Annotated in this window: 14 protein-coding genes and 4 tRNA genes; 7 read left to right on the forward strand and 11 right to left on the reverse strand. The window is 42.3% G+C overall.

Annotation, left to right across the window (positions count from 1 at the left end; all coding sequences use genetic code 11):
* Positions 1-579: 579 nt before the first annotated feature.
* The 9 genes from JMX95_RS02655 to JMX95_RS02695 form a co-directional block, all read right to left on the reverse strand.
* Positions 580-654, reverse strand: a tRNA-Thr gene (locus JMX95_RS02655).
* Positions 655-773: 119 nt separating this feature from the next.
* Positions 774-847, reverse strand: a tRNA-Gly gene (locus JMX95_RS02660).
* 84 nt (positions 848-931) lie between these two features.
* Positions 932-1,015: transfer RNA gene (locus tag JMX95_RS02665), tRNA-Tyr, on the reverse strand.
* A 67-nt stretch (positions 1,016-1,082) separates the two neighbouring features.
* Positions 1,083-1,158, reverse strand: a tRNA-Thr gene (locus tag JMX95_RS02670).
* 181 nt (positions 1,159-1,339) lie between these two features.
* On the reverse strand, positions 1,340-2,836 hold the full coding sequence (trpE, locus tag JMX95_RS02675; protein WP_201559983.1) for an anthranilate synthase component I: 1,497 nt from the start codon (positions 2,834-2,836) through the stop codon (positions 1,340-1,342).
* Between the two features lie 214 nt (positions 2,837-3,050).
* The gene (locus JMX95_RS02680) at positions 3,051-4,217 is read right to left on the reverse strand and encodes an FHA domain-containing protein (RefSeq protein ID WP_201559984.1); all 1,167 of its coding nucleotides are present in this window, start codon (positions 4,215-4,217) and stop codon (positions 3,051-3,053) included.
* Positions 4,218-4,340: 123 nt separating this feature from the next.
* Positions 4,341-5,195 (reverse strand): RsiV family protein, encoded by an 855-nt coding sequence (locus tag JMX95_RS02685; protein ID WP_227675940.1) that lies wholly within the window; start codon positions 5,193-5,195, stop codon positions 4,341-4,343.
* A 213-nt stretch (positions 5,196-5,408) separates the two neighbouring features.
* The gene (locus JMX95_RS02690) at positions 5,409-7,004 is read right to left on the reverse strand and encodes a peptide chain release factor 3 (RefSeq protein WP_045453786.1); all 1,596 of its coding nucleotides are present in this window, start codon (positions 7,002-7,004) and stop codon (positions 5,409-5,411) included.
* A gap of 188 nt (positions 7,005-7,192) precedes the next feature.
* Entirely contained in the window at positions 7,193-8,116 is a 924-nt protein-coding gene (locus JMX95_RS02695) for a hypothetical protein (RefSeq protein ID WP_201552958.1), read from the reverse strand.
* Between the two features lie 278 nt (positions 8,117-8,394).
* Between JMX95_RS02695 and JMX95_RS02700 the strand changes: the two genes are divergently transcribed.
* The 3 genes from JMX95_RS02700 (at position 8,395) to JMX95_RS02710 (ending at position 12,910) form a co-directional block, all read left to right on the forward strand.
* The gene (locus tag JMX95_RS02700; RefSeq protein WP_060490459.1) at positions 8,395-8,808 is read left to right on the forward strand and encodes an organic hydroperoxide resistance protein; all 414 of its coding nucleotides are present in this window, start codon (positions 8,395-8,397) and stop codon (positions 8,806-8,808) included.
* Between the two features lie 197 nt (positions 8,809-9,005).
* Positions 9,006-11,996 carry a DNA polymerase I gene (gene polA, locus JMX95_RS02705; protein WP_406947485.1) on the forward strand — a complete coding sequence of 997 codons (2,991 nt, stop codon included), beginning with the start codon at positions 9,006-9,008 and terminating at the stop codon, positions 11,994-11,996.
* Positions 11,997-12,118: 122 nt separating this feature from the next.
* Positions 12,119-12,910 carry a WG repeat-containing protein gene (locus JMX95_RS02710; RefSeq protein ID WP_201502019.1) on the forward strand — a complete coding sequence of 264 codons (792 nt, stop codon included), beginning with the start codon at positions 12,119-12,121 and terminating at the stop codon, positions 12,908-12,910.
* A gap of 37 nt (positions 12,911-12,947) precedes the next feature.
* On the opposite strand, the gene JMX95_RS02715 is transcribed toward JMX95_RS02710, so the two are convergent.
* On the reverse strand, positions 12,948-13,724 hold the full coding sequence (locus JMX95_RS02715) for a hypothetical protein (protein ID WP_201502018.1): 777 nt from the start codon (positions 13,722-13,724) through the stop codon (positions 12,948-12,950).
* Positions 13,725-13,816: 92 nt separating this feature from the next.
* Here JMX95_RS02715 and JMX95_RS02720 point away from each other — a divergent pair, with 92 nt between their 5' ends.
* The 3 genes from JMX95_RS02720 (at position 13,817) to JMX95_RS02730 (ending at position 16,811) form a co-directional block, all read left to right on the forward strand.
* Positions 13,817-14,965 (forward strand): hypothetical protein, encoded by a 1,149-nt coding sequence (locus JMX95_RS02720; RefSeq protein ID WP_201559985.1) that lies wholly within the window; start codon positions 13,817-13,819, stop codon positions 14,963-14,965.
* A 217-nt stretch (positions 14,966-15,182) separates the two neighbouring features.
* Positions 15,183-15,731: a hypothetical protein gene (locus JMX95_RS02725; RefSeq protein ID WP_227675941.1), complete on the forward strand. Its 549-nt coding sequence runs from the start codon at positions 15,183-15,185 to the stop codon at positions 15,729-15,731.
* Positions 15,732-16,025: 294 nt separating this feature from the next.
* Positions 16,026-16,811 carry an SDR family NAD(P)-dependent oxidoreductase gene (locus JMX95_RS02730; protein ID WP_060490453.1) on the forward strand — a complete coding sequence of 262 codons (786 nt, stop codon included), beginning with the start codon at positions 16,026-16,028 and terminating at the stop codon, positions 16,809-16,811.
* Positions 16,812-16,876: 65 nt separating this feature from the next.
* On the opposite strand, the gene JMX95_RS02735 is transcribed toward JMX95_RS02730, so the two are convergent.
* Entirely contained in the window at positions 16,877-18,178 is a 1,302-nt protein-coding gene (locus tag JMX95_RS02735; protein WP_201559987.1) for a right-handed parallel beta-helix repeat-containing protein, read from the reverse strand.
* Positions 18,179-18,370: 192 nt separating this feature from the next.
* Between JMX95_RS02735 and JMX95_RS02740 the strand changes: the two genes are divergently transcribed.
* Positions 18,371-18,706 carry a hypothetical protein gene (locus JMX95_RS02740; protein WP_227675942.1) on the forward strand — a complete coding sequence of 112 codons (336 nt, stop codon included), beginning with the start codon at positions 18,371-18,373 and terminating at the stop codon, positions 18,704-18,706.
* Positions 18,707-18,735 lie beyond the last annotated feature (29 nt).

The following is an 18,735-nucleotide window of genomic DNA, read 5'->3' on the forward strand; positions in this document are numbered from 1 at the left end:
CCGATTGTACCGACGTTGACGTGTGGCTTTACGCGTTCAAACTTGGCCTTTGCCATGGGTATTTCCTCTTTTTTTGGTGAATCTTTATCAATCAAAGATCGGTGAATAGCTGTTTGACGGCTCATGATGCATACAGAACCATCAAACCGTTGACGCTATGGCTTATCTACTAAAACTGTTTGATCACTTTACGACTATATATATGTGCTCAGATCATGCATTTCAATGCTGCACACATAGGTTTAAGCATTATACGTATTTTTTAATCTAGTGAACATTGCAAGATATTATACATTATCGCTGTTGCACTACTTTATCTCAGTGTAAATCATTAATAATATTGGAGCCTGCCGAACCTAGATGCTTTTATCTTAAATAATTTTGTCTTAGATACTTTTATATAATTACTCATGTATTGATAGCTTGATAAATTGACAGCACTAAAAGGCAACACCTCAGTGTCACCCTTAAATATTATTTGCTACACTGTAATTTATAATTTTCAATATTTTGTAATTTCGATATCGACACGAACTGTTTAAAGATGGCAAAGCAAACACAAGAGGTTTAAACAATAAATGGAGCTCATATTGAGAATTGAACTCAAGACCTCTCCCTTACCAAGGGAGTGCTCTACCGCTGAGCTATATGAGCATGTTTTTAATAACCACAAAAAACAACTTATGGATTTACTAAAAAAAATATCACGATACAGCAATATCAAAACTGACTGTCGTGATGATTTATTGATAATCTTTGCGATGTTGTATATATGGAGCGGGTGGCGGGAATCGAACCCGCGTCATTAGCTTGGAAGGCTAAGGTGTTACCATTATACCACACCCGCAATTACTCTTATTCAAGAAGACTCTAATCGAGAGTCATTAAGTATAAAGAGTATGCTTGGCGCTATGACAAACTTAAAAAAATATGGTGGTGGGAGAAGGATTCGAACCTTCGAAGCTTTCGCGACAGATTTACAGTCTGTTGGGTTTGACCGCTCCCCAATCCCACCTTAGGTTGCTTTAAACAAAAATGGCTTTAGTTTAAGACATATTCATAAAAAGCTACTTTAAGAGATATGGTGCCGACTGCCGGGATCGAACTGGCGACCTACTGATTACAAGTCAGTTGCTCTACCAACTGAGCTAAGTCGGCTTGTTCTCTTAAAGTGGTGGCTATTCTATCAAATTTTTTGAAAGACGCAAGCTCTTTTTTGCCTTTTTTATGATTATTTCAATAAAAAAATATAACTGATTGATTGTAATGATGTTTTTTAATTAAAAAATAGGCGGTTTTTCCACAATAACCGCATACTGTGTTTTTATGACTGGAGCCCCTAGCGAATCCGTAAACCATTACACGCCATTTTTACCGCTTTGACCAACGCCAATGCTTTTTTGTTGGTCTCTTCCCACTCTGCTTCTGGAATAGAATCAGCAACAACCCCAGCGCCCGCTTGGATATGAATTTTACCACGGCGCATCACAGCAGTACGAATAGCAATGGCGGTATCCATGTTGCCATGCCAGCCTAGATAACCCACTGCGCCACCAAAGACGGTTCGACGGACTGGCTCTATCTCGTCAATGATTTGCATGGCGCGTATTTTGGGCGCACCTGATAGCGTACCAGCGGGGAACGTCGCACAAAAAACATCCAACGCATCCTTATTGGGCAATATCGTCCCTTCAACATTAGAAGCAATGTGCATCACTTGCGAATAACGCTCGACAAACATCTTTTCGGTGACTTTGACACTGCCATATTCACAAACGCGGCCAATATCATTACGACCCAAATCGATAAGCATCAAGTGCTCGGCGATCTCTTTTTTATCACTCAGCAGCTCTTCTTCAAGCGCTAAATCTTCCGCTTCATTTTGTCCGCGTCTACGAGTACCCGCCAATGGTCGTACCGTCACTTTGCCATTTTCGATACGTGATAATATCTCAGGGGATGCTCCAATAATGTCGAAACGCTTGTGATCATCGAGGGTATAACCATGCACCAGAAACAGATAAGGCGATGGATTTAAGAATCGTAGGGCACGATAAACTGCTAATGAGTCGCCAGTATAATCGGCTGTCAAACGCTGCGCAGGAACGACTTGCATGACATCGCCTGCTAAAATGTAATCCTTTATTTTATTGACATCATGACAATATTTCTGCGCGCCTGTTTGTGAGGTAAATGTCGGCGTCGGCATTACGGGTGCGCTCAGATTTGGCATTTCTGCCAGTTTTTCTTCAATTTTTTCTAGCTCGCGGATGGCATTGCTATAGCCATCTTCAGTGTGACAATCAGCATAGACGATGATAGATAACGTATTTTCTAAACTGTCAAAAACAATCACGCTCATTGACAGCATCAGCCACATATCCGGCATTGTCATCGGATTGGGGGCGTCTGACAAACCCACGCTTGGCTCGATAACCCTCACCATGTCATAGCCAAAGTAACCTACTAAGCCGCCGCTAAAGCTCGGTAGCGTTGCAATATCCTCGACTGTTGGCATCTTATATTGCGCCATTAGCTGACGGATATAGTCAAACGGGTCAGCGACTGCATCGACATCGGTATGGTCATTTTTTTTGACGGTCATATTACCATCGGCATACTGCAAAATGAGATCACTACCTAAACCAATCATCGAATATCGTGCCCAACGCTCCCCGCCTACGACAGACTCAAATAAATATGCAGAGCCGCTTAAATCACGTACCTTAGAAAATACAGATACTGGTGTCTGTGCGTCCATTAGACGTTTTTTTATCAGTGGAGCATGACTAAAGCCACGGTCTTTAAAAGCTTGATATTCTTCAAAGTTCATCATAATAATGCTCTCTTAACAAAATATTGGCAAAAGATAAAACAGCAGACTGTTAAATAAAATATAGCGTCAACACTCTATTGAATGTTGACGCTATCAAAGTGGCATATTCGTGAGAGTTACTGGACTATTAGCCGATAGTAGCTAACAATTGGCTAATAATTATACCAAAGCTCGATTGGATTAGAGTATCTCAAACGCACTGGTCAGTACTTGGTTACGCACCGCCCATGTTAAATAACCACAATGCTAACGCAATAATGATGATGGCAATAAACACCCAAATAAACCAACCACCGCTTGGTTTTTTCTCTGCCTGTCCTGCATTGGCTGAATTACTGATAGCCTGATCCATCGCATTATTACCTTCTGTCCCAAGATCACGAGATTGACCTAAATTGGCAGTGCCAGAAAATTGTGCGGTTGCCGCCTGCTTAGCTCGTAGAATGTCGGGATCTGCTTCTTCTTGTAGAGCAGTTTTAGTCGTTTTGTCATGCTCTGATTCAACTGCTGGCTTTTCATGTACAGCTGACTGCTCTACTAATGACGTATCATGAGCAGGTGCTGTCGGTGCCGCCTCTGTCGCTGTGACGGCTTCTGGCTGACTTACAGCAGGTTGTGCATCTATTACAGTTGCAGCGGGGACTGGTGCCGCTTCAGTTGTGTTAGACACGGTATTATCTATAGCCGTTAGGACTTCATCGATGCCCGTTTGTTTCACAATCGGCTCCTGAATCGGCTCCTGTAAGACTGGTTCAACTGTTTCATTAACACTGGTCTCAGCTACCGCTACTGAGTCTGCTACTCTATCCGAGGCTGTATCAACAGGTACTGTCTTCAAATCAGCTGTCACAGGCAGAATATCTTCGACGCCCGTTTGCTTAACAATCGGCTCTTTTACTACTGATTCATGAATAACAGGTTCACTCACCGTCGAGTCTTCGACAGCCTGTGTTTCGGCAGTCGTTTCAGCAACCACTGTCTCAGTCTTAGCCACTGAATCCTGTACTGCTACGGGCGCTAATACATCAGTATCTGTGGCAGCAAGTGGCGCGTTTACCTGAAAGCTGAAACTGGCAAATCCAATGGTATCATTTACCTGTAAAAGGCTCGATGTATTACCTTCGATACGCTGCTCGTTGATAAAGGTACCGTTCGATGAGTCTAAATCTTTGACATACAATCGACCATCTAAGATGCTTAACACCGCATGATTACGCGATACTTGCTTGCTACCAAGTACCACGTCATTGTCGCTGCCACGACCAACAGACAGGCTGTCATTGACCGTCAACGTTAGGTCACCAAGCGCTTCTGTTAAGGCATTAAGTTGCCAAGTCTCTGTGTCGACTGTCGCCTTCATACTATCTGTATTGTTCGTCATGCGGTAACTCCTTATTCTTTTATTAAATTTCAAATGGTTTTAGATAAATCATTGCCAATTTTTTAAGAGATTTTACGATTTTTTTAATATAAACCGTAATAAGTTATGCAATGACTATCTGAACTATTTAGGTATAAAGTGCGGCTTTATGACACCGTCGAGCTTACTGTACGGAATACTAAGTACCGGCATACCATAAGCATATGCGCCGATAGCATAATGCTGATAACGGATATCGATGCCTTTGTCTGTCAGTGTCACATTGTCACTTAAGGTAAATGGCCAGTTTTTCTCATAACTGCTGACATCGTCGTCAACCGTTTTGACCCACGTTTTATAAGCATCATAAGCAAGCGCTTTAAAACGTGATTCCTTGCCTGATTGAAGCATATCCTCAAGCGTGATTTGTTTTTTGGTGCCAAGGTCAAATATTAAGTATTCGCTATAAGGCATGCCATGAGCGCCACCAGTAAAGACATAAGTATTGATTTCAAACAGCTCAAAATCACTGACATGACCTAAATACTCAGGCGTTACCATTAAGCTATAAGCCCATGAACTGCCCTCTGGCATATCTATGAACTGTGAGCTGGCAAAGTCATCAATGGCGGCTTTCACCATTGTCTGATTGGCGTTCGTTTTGATAGGCACAGATTCAGTCGGTTTACTATTGACGACTAAATGATTAATACGCGCATTGGCGATATCATTGATCCAACCGTGATTGGTCTTCAGATATTTGATGTCAATCTCTGGACAGTTATCGCGCTCAACACACTGTGCTTGCACTTTTTTAGGCAGCTCATATTCTAGATAATCCGTGCTACTGATGAGATTACCTGCATTGGCAGGCATCGCGATGTTACCTAGCAGTAAACTGCCGGCAAGCAGTCTCAGCAGACGACTACGACTTGCTGTCATCGATAAATGCGGATTCATTGTTGGCTTATTGATATCAATTTGATTCGCAGCGTTCATATATCCTCTTTTATAAACATAAGATGTTACTTGATATTCTACCGTAACAATTACGATGTATTGTAGGAACACTGTTTGTGTTTTTAGGGTTTTGCTGTCTCCTGCTAACGAATAGCTACCTACCCTCTCTCGTTTAATGCCTAAATCTAAGCTAATAAAAAAGACACGGCTGGCGTGTCTTAAAAGATAAACTAACTCGTGAAACGATGGATTTTAATGCTCACGAGTATTACTAAAAGTGACTTCTGGATAGCGATCTTGCATCAGCTGCAAGTTGACCCGTGATGGGGCAAGATACGTTAAATAACCACCGCCATCTAGCGACAACTGGTCATGGGCTTTGCGTTTGAATTTCGCCAATGCCACTTCATCATCACAATGAATCCAGCGTACGGTGGCAATCGATACCGGCTCAAAGATACACTGTACTTTGTACTCCTCTTTGAGACGATGCGCGACCACTTCAAACTGTAGTACACCAACCGCACCCAAGATTAAATCGTTGTTAATCTGCGGCATAAAGACCTGTGTCGCGCCCTCTTCGCTTAGCTGCTGTAGCCCTTTTTGCAAGGCTTTTGATTTGAGCGGATCTTTTAGAATGACACGGCGGAACAATTCAGGCGCGAAATGCGGAATACCCGTAAAGTTCAGCTCTTCGCCTTCGGTAAAACTGTCACCGATAGAGATAGTGCCATGATTATGCAAACCGATGATATCACCCGGATACGCTTCTTCTAACGCTTCGCGGTCCCCTGCCAAAAAGGTCAGTGCATCGGCAATACGTACATCTTTACCCAAACGCACATGCTTCAGCTTCATGCCTTTTTCATACTTGCCTGAACACACGCGTAAAAATGCAATGCGATCACGATGGCGTGGGTCCATGTTGGCCTGAATTTTAAAGACAAAACCACTAAAATCTGTTTCTGTTGCCGCTACTTCACGCTCATTGGTCGGATGCGACTTGGGTGGCGGTGCATATTTGATCAAGGTATCAAGTACCATATTTACGCCAAAGTTGCCCAATGCTGTACCGAACAATACTGGCGTCATCTCGCCCGCTAAGAACGCCTCAACGCTAAATTCTTCTAACGCCATTTGTACCAGCTCAAGTGACTCTTCGAAAGCATCAAACATCAATTGACCCAAACGCTCACGGATATCTGGATAATCATAGCCCGCGCGGGTCTCAGAGACTGTCATCTTACCGCCATTACCTTTTTCATAAAGGTAGGTCTTGTTTTCAGTCAGATGGTAGACACCAACGAAATCTTGTCCCATACCGATAGGCCAAGTTACTGGAATACATTTAATTTTTAACACTGCCTCAATCTCACTAAGCAGCTCAAGCGGCTCACGAATTTGACGATCCAGCTTGTTAACAAATGAGATGATTGGCGTGTCGCGCATGCGGCAGACTTCCATCAGCTTGATGGTTCGCTCTTCGACCCCTTTAGCCCCATCGACCATCATCAGCGCGCTATCGACAGCGGTCAAGGTACGATAGGTATCTTCACTAAAATCGGCGTGACCTGGTGTATCCAATAGATTGACCACATGGTCTTGATAAGGAAACTGCATGACAGAAGTGGTGATCGAGATACCACGCTCTTGCTCCATACTCATCCAATCTGATGTCGCATGGCGATCAGTCTTGCGGCCTTTGACCTCGCCTACTACCTGAATTGCCTGACCCCATAATAGTAACTTTTCAGTCATGGTGGTCTTACCTGCATCGGGATGCGAGATAATGGCGAAAGTACGGCGTTTAGCCACTTCTTTGTTTAATTTCTTTGGATCTACGCTCATAATTTTTGGCTTCAACCTTAACTTCAAAAAGGCTGTCTTTTAGACAGTAATCTAACTAAATAGAATAAATAATGAGCGTATTGTAGCGGATTTAGCGTCAAGGTGCAGAATTAGCGCATAAAAAAACACTCCCTAGATAGTTAAATAGAGAGTGTTGGTCAGTTTTTTAACACGATGCTTTTTTAAGATTAATAGTAGCGTTTGATTTGTGCGGCCAAGAAATCTCCTGCGGCTTCATTGACTATCGTACAATCCACCACACCGCGAATACTGTTGGTATTCGGATTCATCACACCTTTGGCAACATAATTTGCTTCATAAATAGCATTTTTATCATCCGTGCCATCGTTATATTCGACACCATTGTACTGATAAGCAGGCTGATTCCGGTATTCAAAGAACGTCACTTGTGCCGCTTTTTGCTTATTGCCTATGCCTACACCAAACTCAGAAGTTCTGTAGCCTCTATCATCGCTAAAGCGGTCTTCAGCTGCATCAATCCACTTATCAAGCGATGTATATCCCGTCTTGTTTTTGTCGTTAAAGGCTAAAAACGAGCGTTCGCTCTCGACTACTGGAATATAGCAAACAGAACCTATCGGAAACTCTGCATTGGCTGGAATCTTAGGATAATTATTTAAGTCGGTGAGAATACCGCGACTGTTATTTATGTTTGTACCAGCGCTATAACTGTTTGCCTGCAAGCCTGATAAGTTAAGCGTCTTATAATTGGTTTCGTAGTCTAGCTTGTTATTACTGTCTTTTTCATAGATAGGGCGTTTGACAGTGCGGTTATCAACTTCAATGTTTTTGTTTTCCAGTCGCCCTTCAAAATTGTCTGATAATACCGTTCTGTCCAAAGTATTCAAACCTTGATTACTATAATTATTAACGATATTTTTTATCTTGATTTCACGCTCACCAGTACGGTAGGTCTCATCGATGCGTGCAATAGCGCTATCTTTCGCTTGCTTATCATAGCTATTGTCAAAGCTGGTCAGCGTAATCTTATTACTACCCGAACCATAAATACCATCATCCTCCCCGCCGCAGCCAGCAAGGGTAAATGTTAGCAAAGAAAGTGCAATAGGTAACACCATTGATTTATTCATCGAATAAGACCTTTATTGGTTAGATTTTTTATCATCTATTTTGGTAACTTTATTTTTTACAGCTATATTCCTATATTACATTAATACTTCTGTTACTTATAGCGATTAAGCTTTTCCTGCGATAGTTAAATGCAGCTAAAGATTCTACTAACAGTTCACTTACAAATCCACAGTATATACTTACGACTGACCTATATTGCTCATGCACTGGTTTGTTATGCTGAATCCCTATCAAAATTTAATGCTTGAACATAAAAACTCACAACAAAGGATATGTTATGAAAACACTATATTCCACCAAAGCAACAGTTACTGGCGGCCGTACAGGTAATGCCAGTCTGCAAGACAGTGATTTGACGATTAATATGGTCGCGCCGGGTTCCAGTAAGGACGGTAATAATCCAGAACAGTTATTTGCGATGGGCTATGCAGCCTGCTTTGATGGCGCACTTGCTGCGGTCAAAGGGGCAGAAAAAGCAAAGTTTGACTCTACCACTGAAGTATCCGTAGATTTAATGAAAGGTGAAGGCTTAGATTTTCAATTAGCCGTGAAAATTCATGTCACTGCTGAAAACACAGAGCTATCAGCGGATGAGTTCCAAAAATTGGTCGAAAAAGCCAATAAAGTTTGCCCATATTCTAAAGCGACTCACGGTAATATCGATAGCGAAGTGACTTCAGAAGTGAGATAGATTTTTAACAATAACAATATCGGCTTTATCTATAAGAGAGCTCAGTGAATACTGGGTTCTTTTTTTATGAGCGTCTGTCAGCAGTAGAAATATCATAACTATCGAGAAGTTCGGCAAGGTCTGATTTTATCGTTATAATGGAAGCATCGTTTTATCTGATATTTACTCTATCTGATACCTAATAATAAGTGACCTTTATGACTGACCATATGACCGACTCCTCCGTAGACAATAACCACAACTCGCATCAAGCGCTTGACCCTAAAGCCTTACCAAATTTTGATACCATGCCCAACGTAGCGACTATGGACACCAGTCACGTGGACAAAAATCAGCCACCTTTTATTTTGGTTGATGGCTCTTATTATCTGTTCCGCACGTATCACGCCTTGCCAAAAACCATGCAAAACTCGCAAGGGCTGATAACGAATGCCATCCGTGGCACGCTCAATGCACTGTTAAAATTGATGCGTCGATATCATCCCACCCATATGGCGGTCTGTTTTGATACCAAATCACCGACCTTTCGCCATCATATGTCTGCTGATTATAAGGCGGCTCGTCCGCCCATCGACATAGAGCTGGTGGAGCAAATTCCTTATATCCATCGCTTGGTAACCGCTTTGGGCATTCCACTGTTACGCATCGAAGGTGCAGAAGCGGATGACATTATCGGCACACTGGCGCACCGTGCGGTCGAGCAAGGTCATCATGTGGTTATCTCAACCGGCGATAAAGACATGATGCAACTGGTCAATGACTGCGTCATATTGGAAGACAGCTTCACGGGCAAAGTGACAGACACCCAAGCGGTCATCGAAAAATTCGGTATTAATCCAAATCAAATGATTGATTTTTTAACCTTGATGGGTGACGCCTCTGACGGCATTAAAGGCGTGCCCGGCATCGGTAAAAAAACCGCTAAAGACTTACTCGTTGAGTACGGTGATATCGACAATATGTTAAAGCATATTGGCTTTATTAAAGGACGCGGCGCTAAAGGCTTGATTGAGCATGCAGAGGAAATTCCATTCAATGCCAAACTGGCCACTATCGTCACAGACTTAGATATCGGTCAAGACTGGAATGATTTGAAAATCGATACCAATCCTTGTGCTCATATAGATGAATTGCGCGAGCTGTATAGCGAGCTTGAGTTTAGAAATGAGCTTGCTTCTCTTGACCACCCAAACCATCCAGCCAATGCTAATGGGAACGGCGTACAAAGTGTTGCAAGTAGCCAAGCAGATGCTGAATCACAAGCACAAATCGCTAAATCGCTACAATCAAGCAGTATTGAGAATGTCCAAAACGGCAAACAGCATGATAGAGCGTGGCATACTGTGCTCGACGAACCAGCTTTTGAGAGTCTAGTCGAATTATTAGAGTCTGCGCCGCACTTTGTCATTGATACCGAAACCACTAGCGTCCATTGGCGTCAAGCACAAATCGTCGGTTTGTCTTTTGCGGTACAAGCGCATGAAGCCTATTACATACCACTGACACATGCGCTAGAGGGTGACGAACTGACGGCTAAACAGCTCGACCGCGATAGCGTATTGGCTCGCCTAAAACCTATCTTAGAAAACCCAAATATCGGTAAAATCGGTCAGCATTTAAAATACGATGCGCATATTCTCAGCCATTATGATATCGATTTATTGGGTAGCATTCATGCTCGTCCCAATAATTGGGCGATGGATACCATGCTTGCCAGCTACGTGATTAATGCCGCTATCACTCGTCATGGCATGGATGATTTGGCACGCCATTATCTACAAACCCAAACCATCAGCTATGAAGATGTCGCTGGTAAAGGCGCTAAGCAAGTCACCTTTGATCAAGTCGCCATCGATATCGCTAGCGACTATGCTTGTGAAGATGCTGACATTACTTATCAGCTATTTGAGGTGTTCAGCGTTGAGCTAGCCAATGATGACAATAATACCAAATTGCTCAATGAGCTAGAAATCCCAACCGCCGAAATCCTCTGTCAAATGGAAGCAAACGGCATTTTAATCAAACGCCCATTTTTAAACGAGTTATCAAAGCGCTTCGATGAAGAAATTATCGCGCTAGAAAAACGTGCTTATGAAGTCGCTGGTGAAGAGTTTAACTTAGGCTCACCGAAGCAGCTCGGTGAGATGCTATTTGAAAAACTCGGCGTTCCGGGTGGCAAAAAGACCAAATCAGGTCAATACTCTACTGGTGAAGCCGTACTGTCAAAAATCGATCATCCATTGGTCGATATTACCTTAGAATATCGCGGTCTATCTAAGCTCAAAAGCACTTATACCGATGCGCTTGATAATGTCGCAGATAGCGAAACTGATCGCGTCCATACCAGCTATCATCAAGCACTGACCAGTACTGGGCGTTTGTCTTCGACTGATCCCAATTTACAAAATATTCCGATTCGTACTGCGACTGGCCGCTTGATTCGCCAAGCCTTTATCGCCCCAGAAGGTCGCGTTATTTTGGCGGCGGATTATTCACAAATTGAATTGCGTCTCATGGCACATTTCTCAGGCGATAAAAACTTAACTGACGCCTTCAACGAAGGGTTAGATATTCACGCTGCGACTGCCGCTGAAGTACTTGGCAAGGATGTTGCTGACGTAACCTCGATCGAGCGCCGTAATGCCAAAGCCATTAACTTTGGTCTGCTATATGGCATGAGCGCCTTTGGACTGGCTAAGCAATTGCAAATGAGCCGCAATGAGGCACAAGATTATATCGATATGTATTTTGATCGCTACCCGGGTGTCAAAAACTATATGATCAATACCCGTGCCAGTGCTCACGAGCAAGGCTATGTCGAGACGATATTGGGTCGTAAGCTCTACACGCCTGATATTACTCACAGCAACCGCATGGTCAAACAAGGCGCGGAACGTGCTGCGATTAACGCGCCACTACAAGGCTCAGCGGCTGATTTAATTAAGCTGGCGATGATTGCCGTCGATAAAGTACTGCCAAAAGCGCAAGCCAAAATGCTGCTACAAGTCCATGATGAATTGGTGTTTGAAGTGGATAGTGACAAGGTAGATGAAATTAGCCAACTCATTACCAATGCAATGCAAGAGGTCTTAACGACCACTGCTGTTGAAAAAGGCTGGAACGTGGATTTTGCCGTGCCTTTATTGGTTGAGACGGGTGCTGGCGAGAATTGGGATGAGGCACATTAAGCATTTTTGTAGAATAAAACAGCTCAAGACCTAACGTTTTTATTTTATAGGATATGGGCTGTTCTTTAGATTGCCCATATCATACCCAATCGATAGTATCTAATTCGTAGGAGCTGACGTTGATGACTAAGGATTCCGTTATCAAACAATTATCGACCACACTCATCCTAGCTTTTAGCTTGTCTTTAAGCAATTACGTAATAGCATGCGGATTATTGCCAGGATATAAGTTGTCGAAGGGAGTAAGTTGGGGTGAGCTATGTGACTTTAATGAAGGTTTAGCAAGTGCTCAGAAAGATGGGAAATATGGTTTTATTGATAAACAAGCCAATATCATCGTTCCATTCAGTTATAACTTTACTGCTGAGTTTTCTGATGGACTCGCCATCGTTAAAAAAAATGAACATCATGGATACATCAACAAAAAAAACCAAGTCATTATTCCGATAATATATGATGATGTCAGACCTTTTTCTGAAGGTAAGGCGGCTGTTGAGTACGAGGGTAAATGGGGTGTTATTAATGATACTGGCGAACTTACTATTCCATATCAGTTTGACGAAATCAGGTATTTCTCAGAAGGACTAGCACCTGTAAGAAAGGATGAACTGTGGGGTTATATTGATAGCAGTGGAAAGACTGTTGTACCCTTAAACTATCTGAATGCTGATTCATTTCATAATGGCTTGGCAGTCGTGGCAAAAGAGAATGGTTATGGCATGATAAATAAAGATAATAAAATAATCGTCCCTACGGAGTATGACATGCCTATTTTCATTGATAATTATTACATAGATACTTTTAAGTTTTTGAAAGGCAATAATTTTTATTATTTTGATTCAAATGGTGATCGCTTAGCTGTTAGCAGCTATCTTGACACGATGCCTGAAGTGATACTCGATAGACAAAGATAAATACAGTAACCGCTAAAGATAATAAGAATTTTTCATCTTAACTTTTATCATCTGGCAAGTTAAACATCTGTGTCTGCTCGTTGAACTCTACAATAAAGCTATCTGTACCTTTATCCAGACTAGAGGGTATTGGCTCGTAGTTGTTATCATAAAGACCGTGTTCGTAATTGACAGTGACTTTTAAGGGATAAAAGCCTTGAGTCATAACCCCACCTGTATTGATACTAACATCACTTTCAGCTTCACCATATGACGGTTTACTCATAAGCTCATACGAATAATCTAAATCCAATCTTGCCACTTCTTCGACTTTACCACTTGTCATAGCAGCGTACATACTCCAAGAACAATTGGTTTGACCACCTGCACCGGAGCCACAAAACTTACCTACCCAACCGTACCTATCAGCACCCACTTCTCTTAAATCAAAATCTATCAGCTGACTTCTACCCGCTCCGCCATTTTTTATATAAGGACTGCTTGCAGAGACGACCCAAGAATTGCCTAATTTATAAAGTATAAATAAACCGCCAAGTCCTGGTGTCACTCGTGCACCATCTTCCACCGTATCACCAGAAACCAATACATATAAAGTATCTACTCCCTCGATGTTTTTAAATTCATAATGCTTAGGAGCGAGGCAATAGGTTTCTGAGCCCTCATCATATAAGGTACAACCACGCAACTTATCATAGCTTGAACTGTAATAAACACTCATAATTTTTTCAACAGCTTGCCTAGCATCAAGAGATATTTCAGCATGTGCTGAAGGCAAGACCATCAGAAACAAGCTTACAATGATTAAAACTTTCATATAATAGCGCCTCTATATGTATGTGCTTAACGACCTATGGCATAATACTTTTGTTTGTCCTTTTTAGCTACCCAAAGTAATTGAAGCTCTCCATGATTAAACCAGCAAATCTCAATACCATTACCCTTTACACACTTGCCAGCTTAAGTTTATGCACGCAAGCATGGGCGGATACTACGTCTACCACAGAGCCGAAAGTCGAACCGCTAAAATCTGACACAGCTTCGTTATCTCATGACGCTAACTCTAATCGAGATGAAAACCTCAATCAATTTGGCTATCTACCTCAATCTACCGAGCAGTCTGCTCCATCAGTACAAGGAGCACAAAACTGGACGGACGAACGCCGTGAAGATGTCCAAGAACAGCTGCATGAATGGGCACACAAAATGGACGGTTGGTTCGGCGAACCGGATCCCAAAAAACCCGCCAAAGCCAGTTTACGAGTTGTACTAGATACCCGCTGGGTCAACGATCCACAATCAGGCAGTGACGTGAGCGTTGAACCTAGAATTCGCGGCCGCTTACGATTGCCAGTGTTAGAAAAAAGATTAAGTCTGATTATCGGTGATGAGGATTTGGATGAAGATACTTTCTTAAAACAGAATGTGACGGGCGATACTTACCAAGCAAGTACCAATAACCAAGACGGACTCGTCAACAGGAGAAAAACGCGAGAAGACAATGGTTCTATCGCCCTTCGTTGGTCACGTTTTAGTCATGAGGTTGAGCAGCAGTTAGGGGTGAAGACAGATGTCGATGTCGGGGTTCGCTCGCTCGATGACCTATACTTAAAAGTGAGCGTCGATAAAGACTGGTATGAAAGCAAAAAATGGACTGTCACTAGTGATAGTTACTATCGTTATGGACTCGATAGTGAGCACTATGCAAAAGGCGGACTAAATCTGCAATATGGTACAAATGCTGACCGGTTCATCAATAACCGCACCGCCATTCGTTATCGCAATCAAGACGATGAAGAACGCACAGACTGGAGTAACGAACTCAGACAAGTACACTATTTTGGCAACGAAAAACAGCTGGCTTATGGTATCTCTACGGGCGGTTACTTTGACGATGATAAATCAACATTAAACAGCTATGGCCCTGCTATAAGCTACCGCCAGCCTGTCTGGCGAGAGTGGCTTTATGTACAAACAGAGCTAAATTATTATAATGATAAAACAGCAAATAAGGACCATTACCCATCAGCATTATTGCGGATGGAAGCGTTATTTTAACCCTGCCATCTATTGAATTGGTTGTATCATCATAGGTATAAATAGCCGATAGCAATGTGCACAAAAAAGAGCATTTGTTTGCTTGTATTAACAATGACATATGACTCATTAGTTATATTAAATAACGTTATAGCGCTGACATTGGCGTTATAATAGCGGTCTAAAGTGAGCCTTTGTGCTCACTTTTTTTATTTTAAAAAATCAGGAGGTTTTTATTTTGAGTTCAGATGGTATCATCGAAATCCCTGGCATTATTATTTTATTCGCCTGTCTGCTACGTTGCGTGCAGTATTTACGACAGAGCTCTGCCCCAAATACTTTTAAACAGATTCGAGCTTTTTGGTTGGCAGCGGTGCTGGTATTCTTTGCTGTGATACGCCGTGAGTTAAATTATCTACCAGACTTATTGGTTCCCACTGACTTTGTGTTGTTCAGCCATTCTTATGACTGGTGGGAAGACCTCGTTCTGACCATCGTTTATGTGCTGATCGTTGGTTTATTGGCTTATTCATGGCGTTATCTTTGGGCAATATTAAAAAAAGTACCCGTTTCTTTGTATTTTAGCGTCGCCGCCTTGGCATTATTAGAATATATGGGCGAAAACGCCATTATGATTCCCGAAGCTTTGGGCGTCATTACAGAAGAGCTGTCAGAGACTGCTATTTATGGCATTGCCTTGATTTATTTGTGGCGCTTAAACTTAAACGAGTACGACTGTCAAGTAGAAGAGACGAGCGAGCTGCATTGTCAAACGGCTTCACACTAACGCAGAGTGTCTCTGCTAACAGTGATAAATACTCGTTATATTAATTACCATGCGCTCTAAATCAATAGTTATACTCTCTAGCAAAATACATTTAGACGAATTTGTTATACTACAGTCGGTTCAATTTAAAAATAGTACAAGGCAACCGAGTGTAGATGTATATTTAATACCTCAAGCGAGGCTAACGCAGTAATATTATTATAGTGGAATAACTATAATAATAAGTCCGAGGGATAAGCATCCTAATATACGACCTCGATTTACTCATGATTAATAACGATTAAGTCACTTATTATGAATATATTGATTACAGGCGCATCACGTGGTATCGGCTTGGCCACCGCCAAAAAGCTGGCGGAAAAAGGCCACAATATTGGGTTATTTGCGACCAATACTGCCACACTTGAAAGCGCCATTAAAGACAAATCTTTTAAGAAAGCCGTCAAACAACAGCGTGTTATCACAGGTCAGCTGGATGTCACCCAGCCTGACTCGTGGGACAATGCGATCAATCAAATGATTGAACATTTCGGTGGTATTGATGCACTCATTAATAATGCTGGGGTGCTAGTCAGTGGCGCATTACCAACGACCAATCTAGATGAGCAGCTGGCTTTAATTGACGTCAACTGTAAAGGTGTTTTGATTGGCTGTCATAAACTGGCACCTTATCTGGCTGATAGCAAAGACGGCAAAATTATCAATGTGTCCTCTGCTTCTGCTATCTATGGTCAACCCGAAGTTGCGACTTATGCGGCCAGTAAGTTTTTTGTGCGAGGTCTCACAGAAGGCCTTAATATTGAGTACGAAAAATTGGGTATCAAGGTGATCGATGTGATGCCGCTGTGGGTCAAATCTGACATGACTGCCGATATCGAAGTGACCAGTATGGATCGCTTGGGCATCCATCTAACGGTCAACGATGTCGCCAAAACATTGTGTAAATTGACGACCAGTCCCAATCGTAAACTCAAAAGTACGCATTACTCTGTGGGCATGCCAGCAAAACTCTTTCAAGCAGTCTCGCAAGTCACGCCAGATTCTGTAATCCGCTGGGTCAATACCAAGGTTGGTGCGTAATAACAACATCACCTATTCGTTATACTGTTATTAACCGGTAACGCTTATTTAATATAAAGCCACATTTACGGCTGCTCAATATGAGTGGCCGTTTTGCTTGCCTCACGAATTTTTATGGCTTGCTCAGCGCTCTTATCAATAAAAACATTATTTTTAATAACCGTCCCTTTTATCGCCCCTGCTGCGCTGTCTTCCCGAATTTCAGAACCGACATAAATGGGCAAACGCACATTCGCTGCAAACTTATTGCCAGCTATTAGCGTGCCGTCATCCTCTACGATGATGCCCTGCTCGACTTGCTCAAATCGATTATCGATGATCTGATTGTCCTTAGCACTGTCTAAATGATAGCTGGCAAATGGCGTTTGCTTAAGCAAATAAGCGCCGCATTCAAAACCTTTGAGATTGCGTGACTGTCTTGACGCTACCCAAACCCCGACTGGCTCGTCGTTAAAAGTATTGCCACGAATCACATTGTCACGGCTCGACTCGGTACGCTTAAAATGATTGCCCCGCGTACTGTCATCGGCATGCTCAAAGCAATTGCGATACAGCAATATACTGCCTGCCCCATTATGGATAAATTGATTGTTTTCGATACGGTTATTACTCGACGAATCAACTGCTATCGCCTCACGATTGGGCTTAAAGGTACGGAAACCATTACCGACAAACACCGAATTTTGAATCACGTTATCGCGGCTACCAAATTCCAGATATAATCCAACGGTGCCTGCATTTTGAATACGTACTTTATCAAAGCTCACGCCATGCACATGATCACCGACGAACATGCCACTATTGATACTGTTTTGACTACTCACATTAATCACACGAATATCGCTTGGTGCAAGCGCGCGATTGGCAGCAGGGTCTATCAAGCCGCGCGCATAACGCTGGTTGGGCTGGCTATATTGGCGAATATGTAGCGCATGACCATAGCCATCCACATGACAATTGGCAACGGTAATATCTTCGATAGCGCTATCTGTTTTGGGCTTAATCATAATTGCGCTGGCCGTTGACGCATCATCAGCGCGAGTACTGAGTAGTGCGCCCTGACAGTCGAGAGAGCTGTGCGAATCATTCAACTCAAAGCGTATCGACTTGGCTGTTAAATCACAGCTTGCACTGAGTACGCTGTGACCTTTTACCTTAACTATTTGCTTCGGCGTTAATTGTGCGCAGTCTATGGCTGTCGTGTCTTTTGGCAGTTTGGCATCGATAATTAACGGCTGTTTTAAATCAGCATTATCCAAGCTGCTATGGGCGCTGCTACCAGAAAAAGGTACACCTTCACAAGCAGTCAAACCTATTGTGGCACTGATTAAGGATATTGTGACGAACAACCTACTACTTGATACCATCGTATATTTCCTATTTTTATGTCTATCTTGTACTTGTCTTACATTTTTTGAACATCCTGTGACACCTTACTACTATTAGCAAGCGTCATAACACGTCACAATGTTTTTAATAAACAATGCTTTTAATAAATGAATCTTAATAAATAAAATCAGCCACATCCATTAATAATAACTATCAATAATAAGGAAACCATGATGGACCATTCAAAAAGCCCATTACCAGAAGCAATGGATCACATTGAAGGTGATACGGACGTCAATAATAACAGCCAAGAAATTGATTTGGCTGACCCTATGTTGCATACCATTGATAATGATGATGTCATTGACAATAGCGCAGGATTCGACAACTCGCAAGCTGGAAGTGATGCAATTCAAGGGCTAACCCCTATCCATCATCAAAATATAGACGAATCGCGAATCGATGAAGTATTAGTGGACGATAATTTGGATGACAGCGATTATCCAGATATTATCGATATCGCTGATAGAGATGCGGCGGAACGTAGTAATGATGACGATTTTTAACCACGCTCTTTCATGATAAAAAAGCTTTC

Origin of the sequence: Psychrobacter sp. NC44, from assembly GCF_904846655.1 — a bacterium.
Classification (GTDB): domain Bacteria; phylum Pseudomonadota; class Gammaproteobacteria; order Pseudomonadales; family Moraxellaceae; genus Psychrobacter.

Excerpts from the sequence above, each read along its gene's own strand:
- trpE (WP_201559983.1), bottom strand. The coding sequence starts at position 2,836 with ATGATGAACTTTGAAGAATATCAAGCTTTTAAAGACCGTGGCTTTAGT.
- JMX95_RS02680 (WP_201559984.1), bottom strand. The coding sequence starts at position 4,217 with ATGACGAACAATACAGATAGTATGAAGGCGACAGTCGACACAGAGACT.
- JMX95_RS02685 (WP_227675940.1), bottom strand. The coding sequence starts at position 5,195 with ATGAACGCTGCGAATCAAATTGATATCAATAAGCCAACAATGAATCCG.
- JMX95_RS02690 (WP_045453786.1), bottom strand. The coding sequence starts at position 7,004 with ATGAGCGTAGATCCAAAGAAATTAAACAAAGAAGTGGCTAAACGCCGT.
- JMX95_RS02695 (WP_201552958.1), bottom strand. The coding sequence starts at position 8,116 with ATGAATAAATCAATGGTGTTACCTATTGCACTTTCTTTGCTAACATTT.
- JMX95_RS02700 (WP_060490459.1), top strand. The coding sequence starts at position 8,395 with ATGAAAACACTATATTCCACCAAAGCAACAGTTACTGGCGGCCGTACA.
- polA (WP_406947485.1), top strand. The coding sequence starts at position 9,006 with ATGACTGACCATATGACCGACTCCTCCGTAGACAATAACCACAACTCG.
- JMX95_RS02710 (WP_201502019.1), top strand. The coding sequence starts at position 12,119 with ATGACTAAGGATTCCGTTATCAAACAATTATCGACCACACTCATCCTA.
- JMX95_RS02715 (WP_201502018.1), bottom strand. The coding sequence starts at position 13,724 with ATGAAAGTTTTAATCATTGTAAGCTTGTTTCTGATGGTCTTGCCTTCA.
- JMX95_RS02720 (WP_201559985.1), top strand. The coding sequence starts at position 13,817 with ATGATTAAACCAGCAAATCTCAATACCATTACCCTTTACACACTTGCC.
- JMX95_RS02730 (WP_060490453.1), top strand. The coding sequence starts at position 16,026 with ATGAATATATTGATTACAGGCGCATCACGTGGTATCGGCTTGGCCACC.
- JMX95_RS02735 (WP_201559987.1), bottom strand. The coding sequence starts at position 18,178 with ATGGTATCAAGTAGTAGGTTGTTCGTCACAATATCCTTAATCAGTGCC.
- JMX95_RS02740 (WP_227675942.1), top strand. The coding sequence starts at position 18,371 with ATGATGGACCATTCAAAAAGCCCATTACCAGAAGCAATGGATCACATT.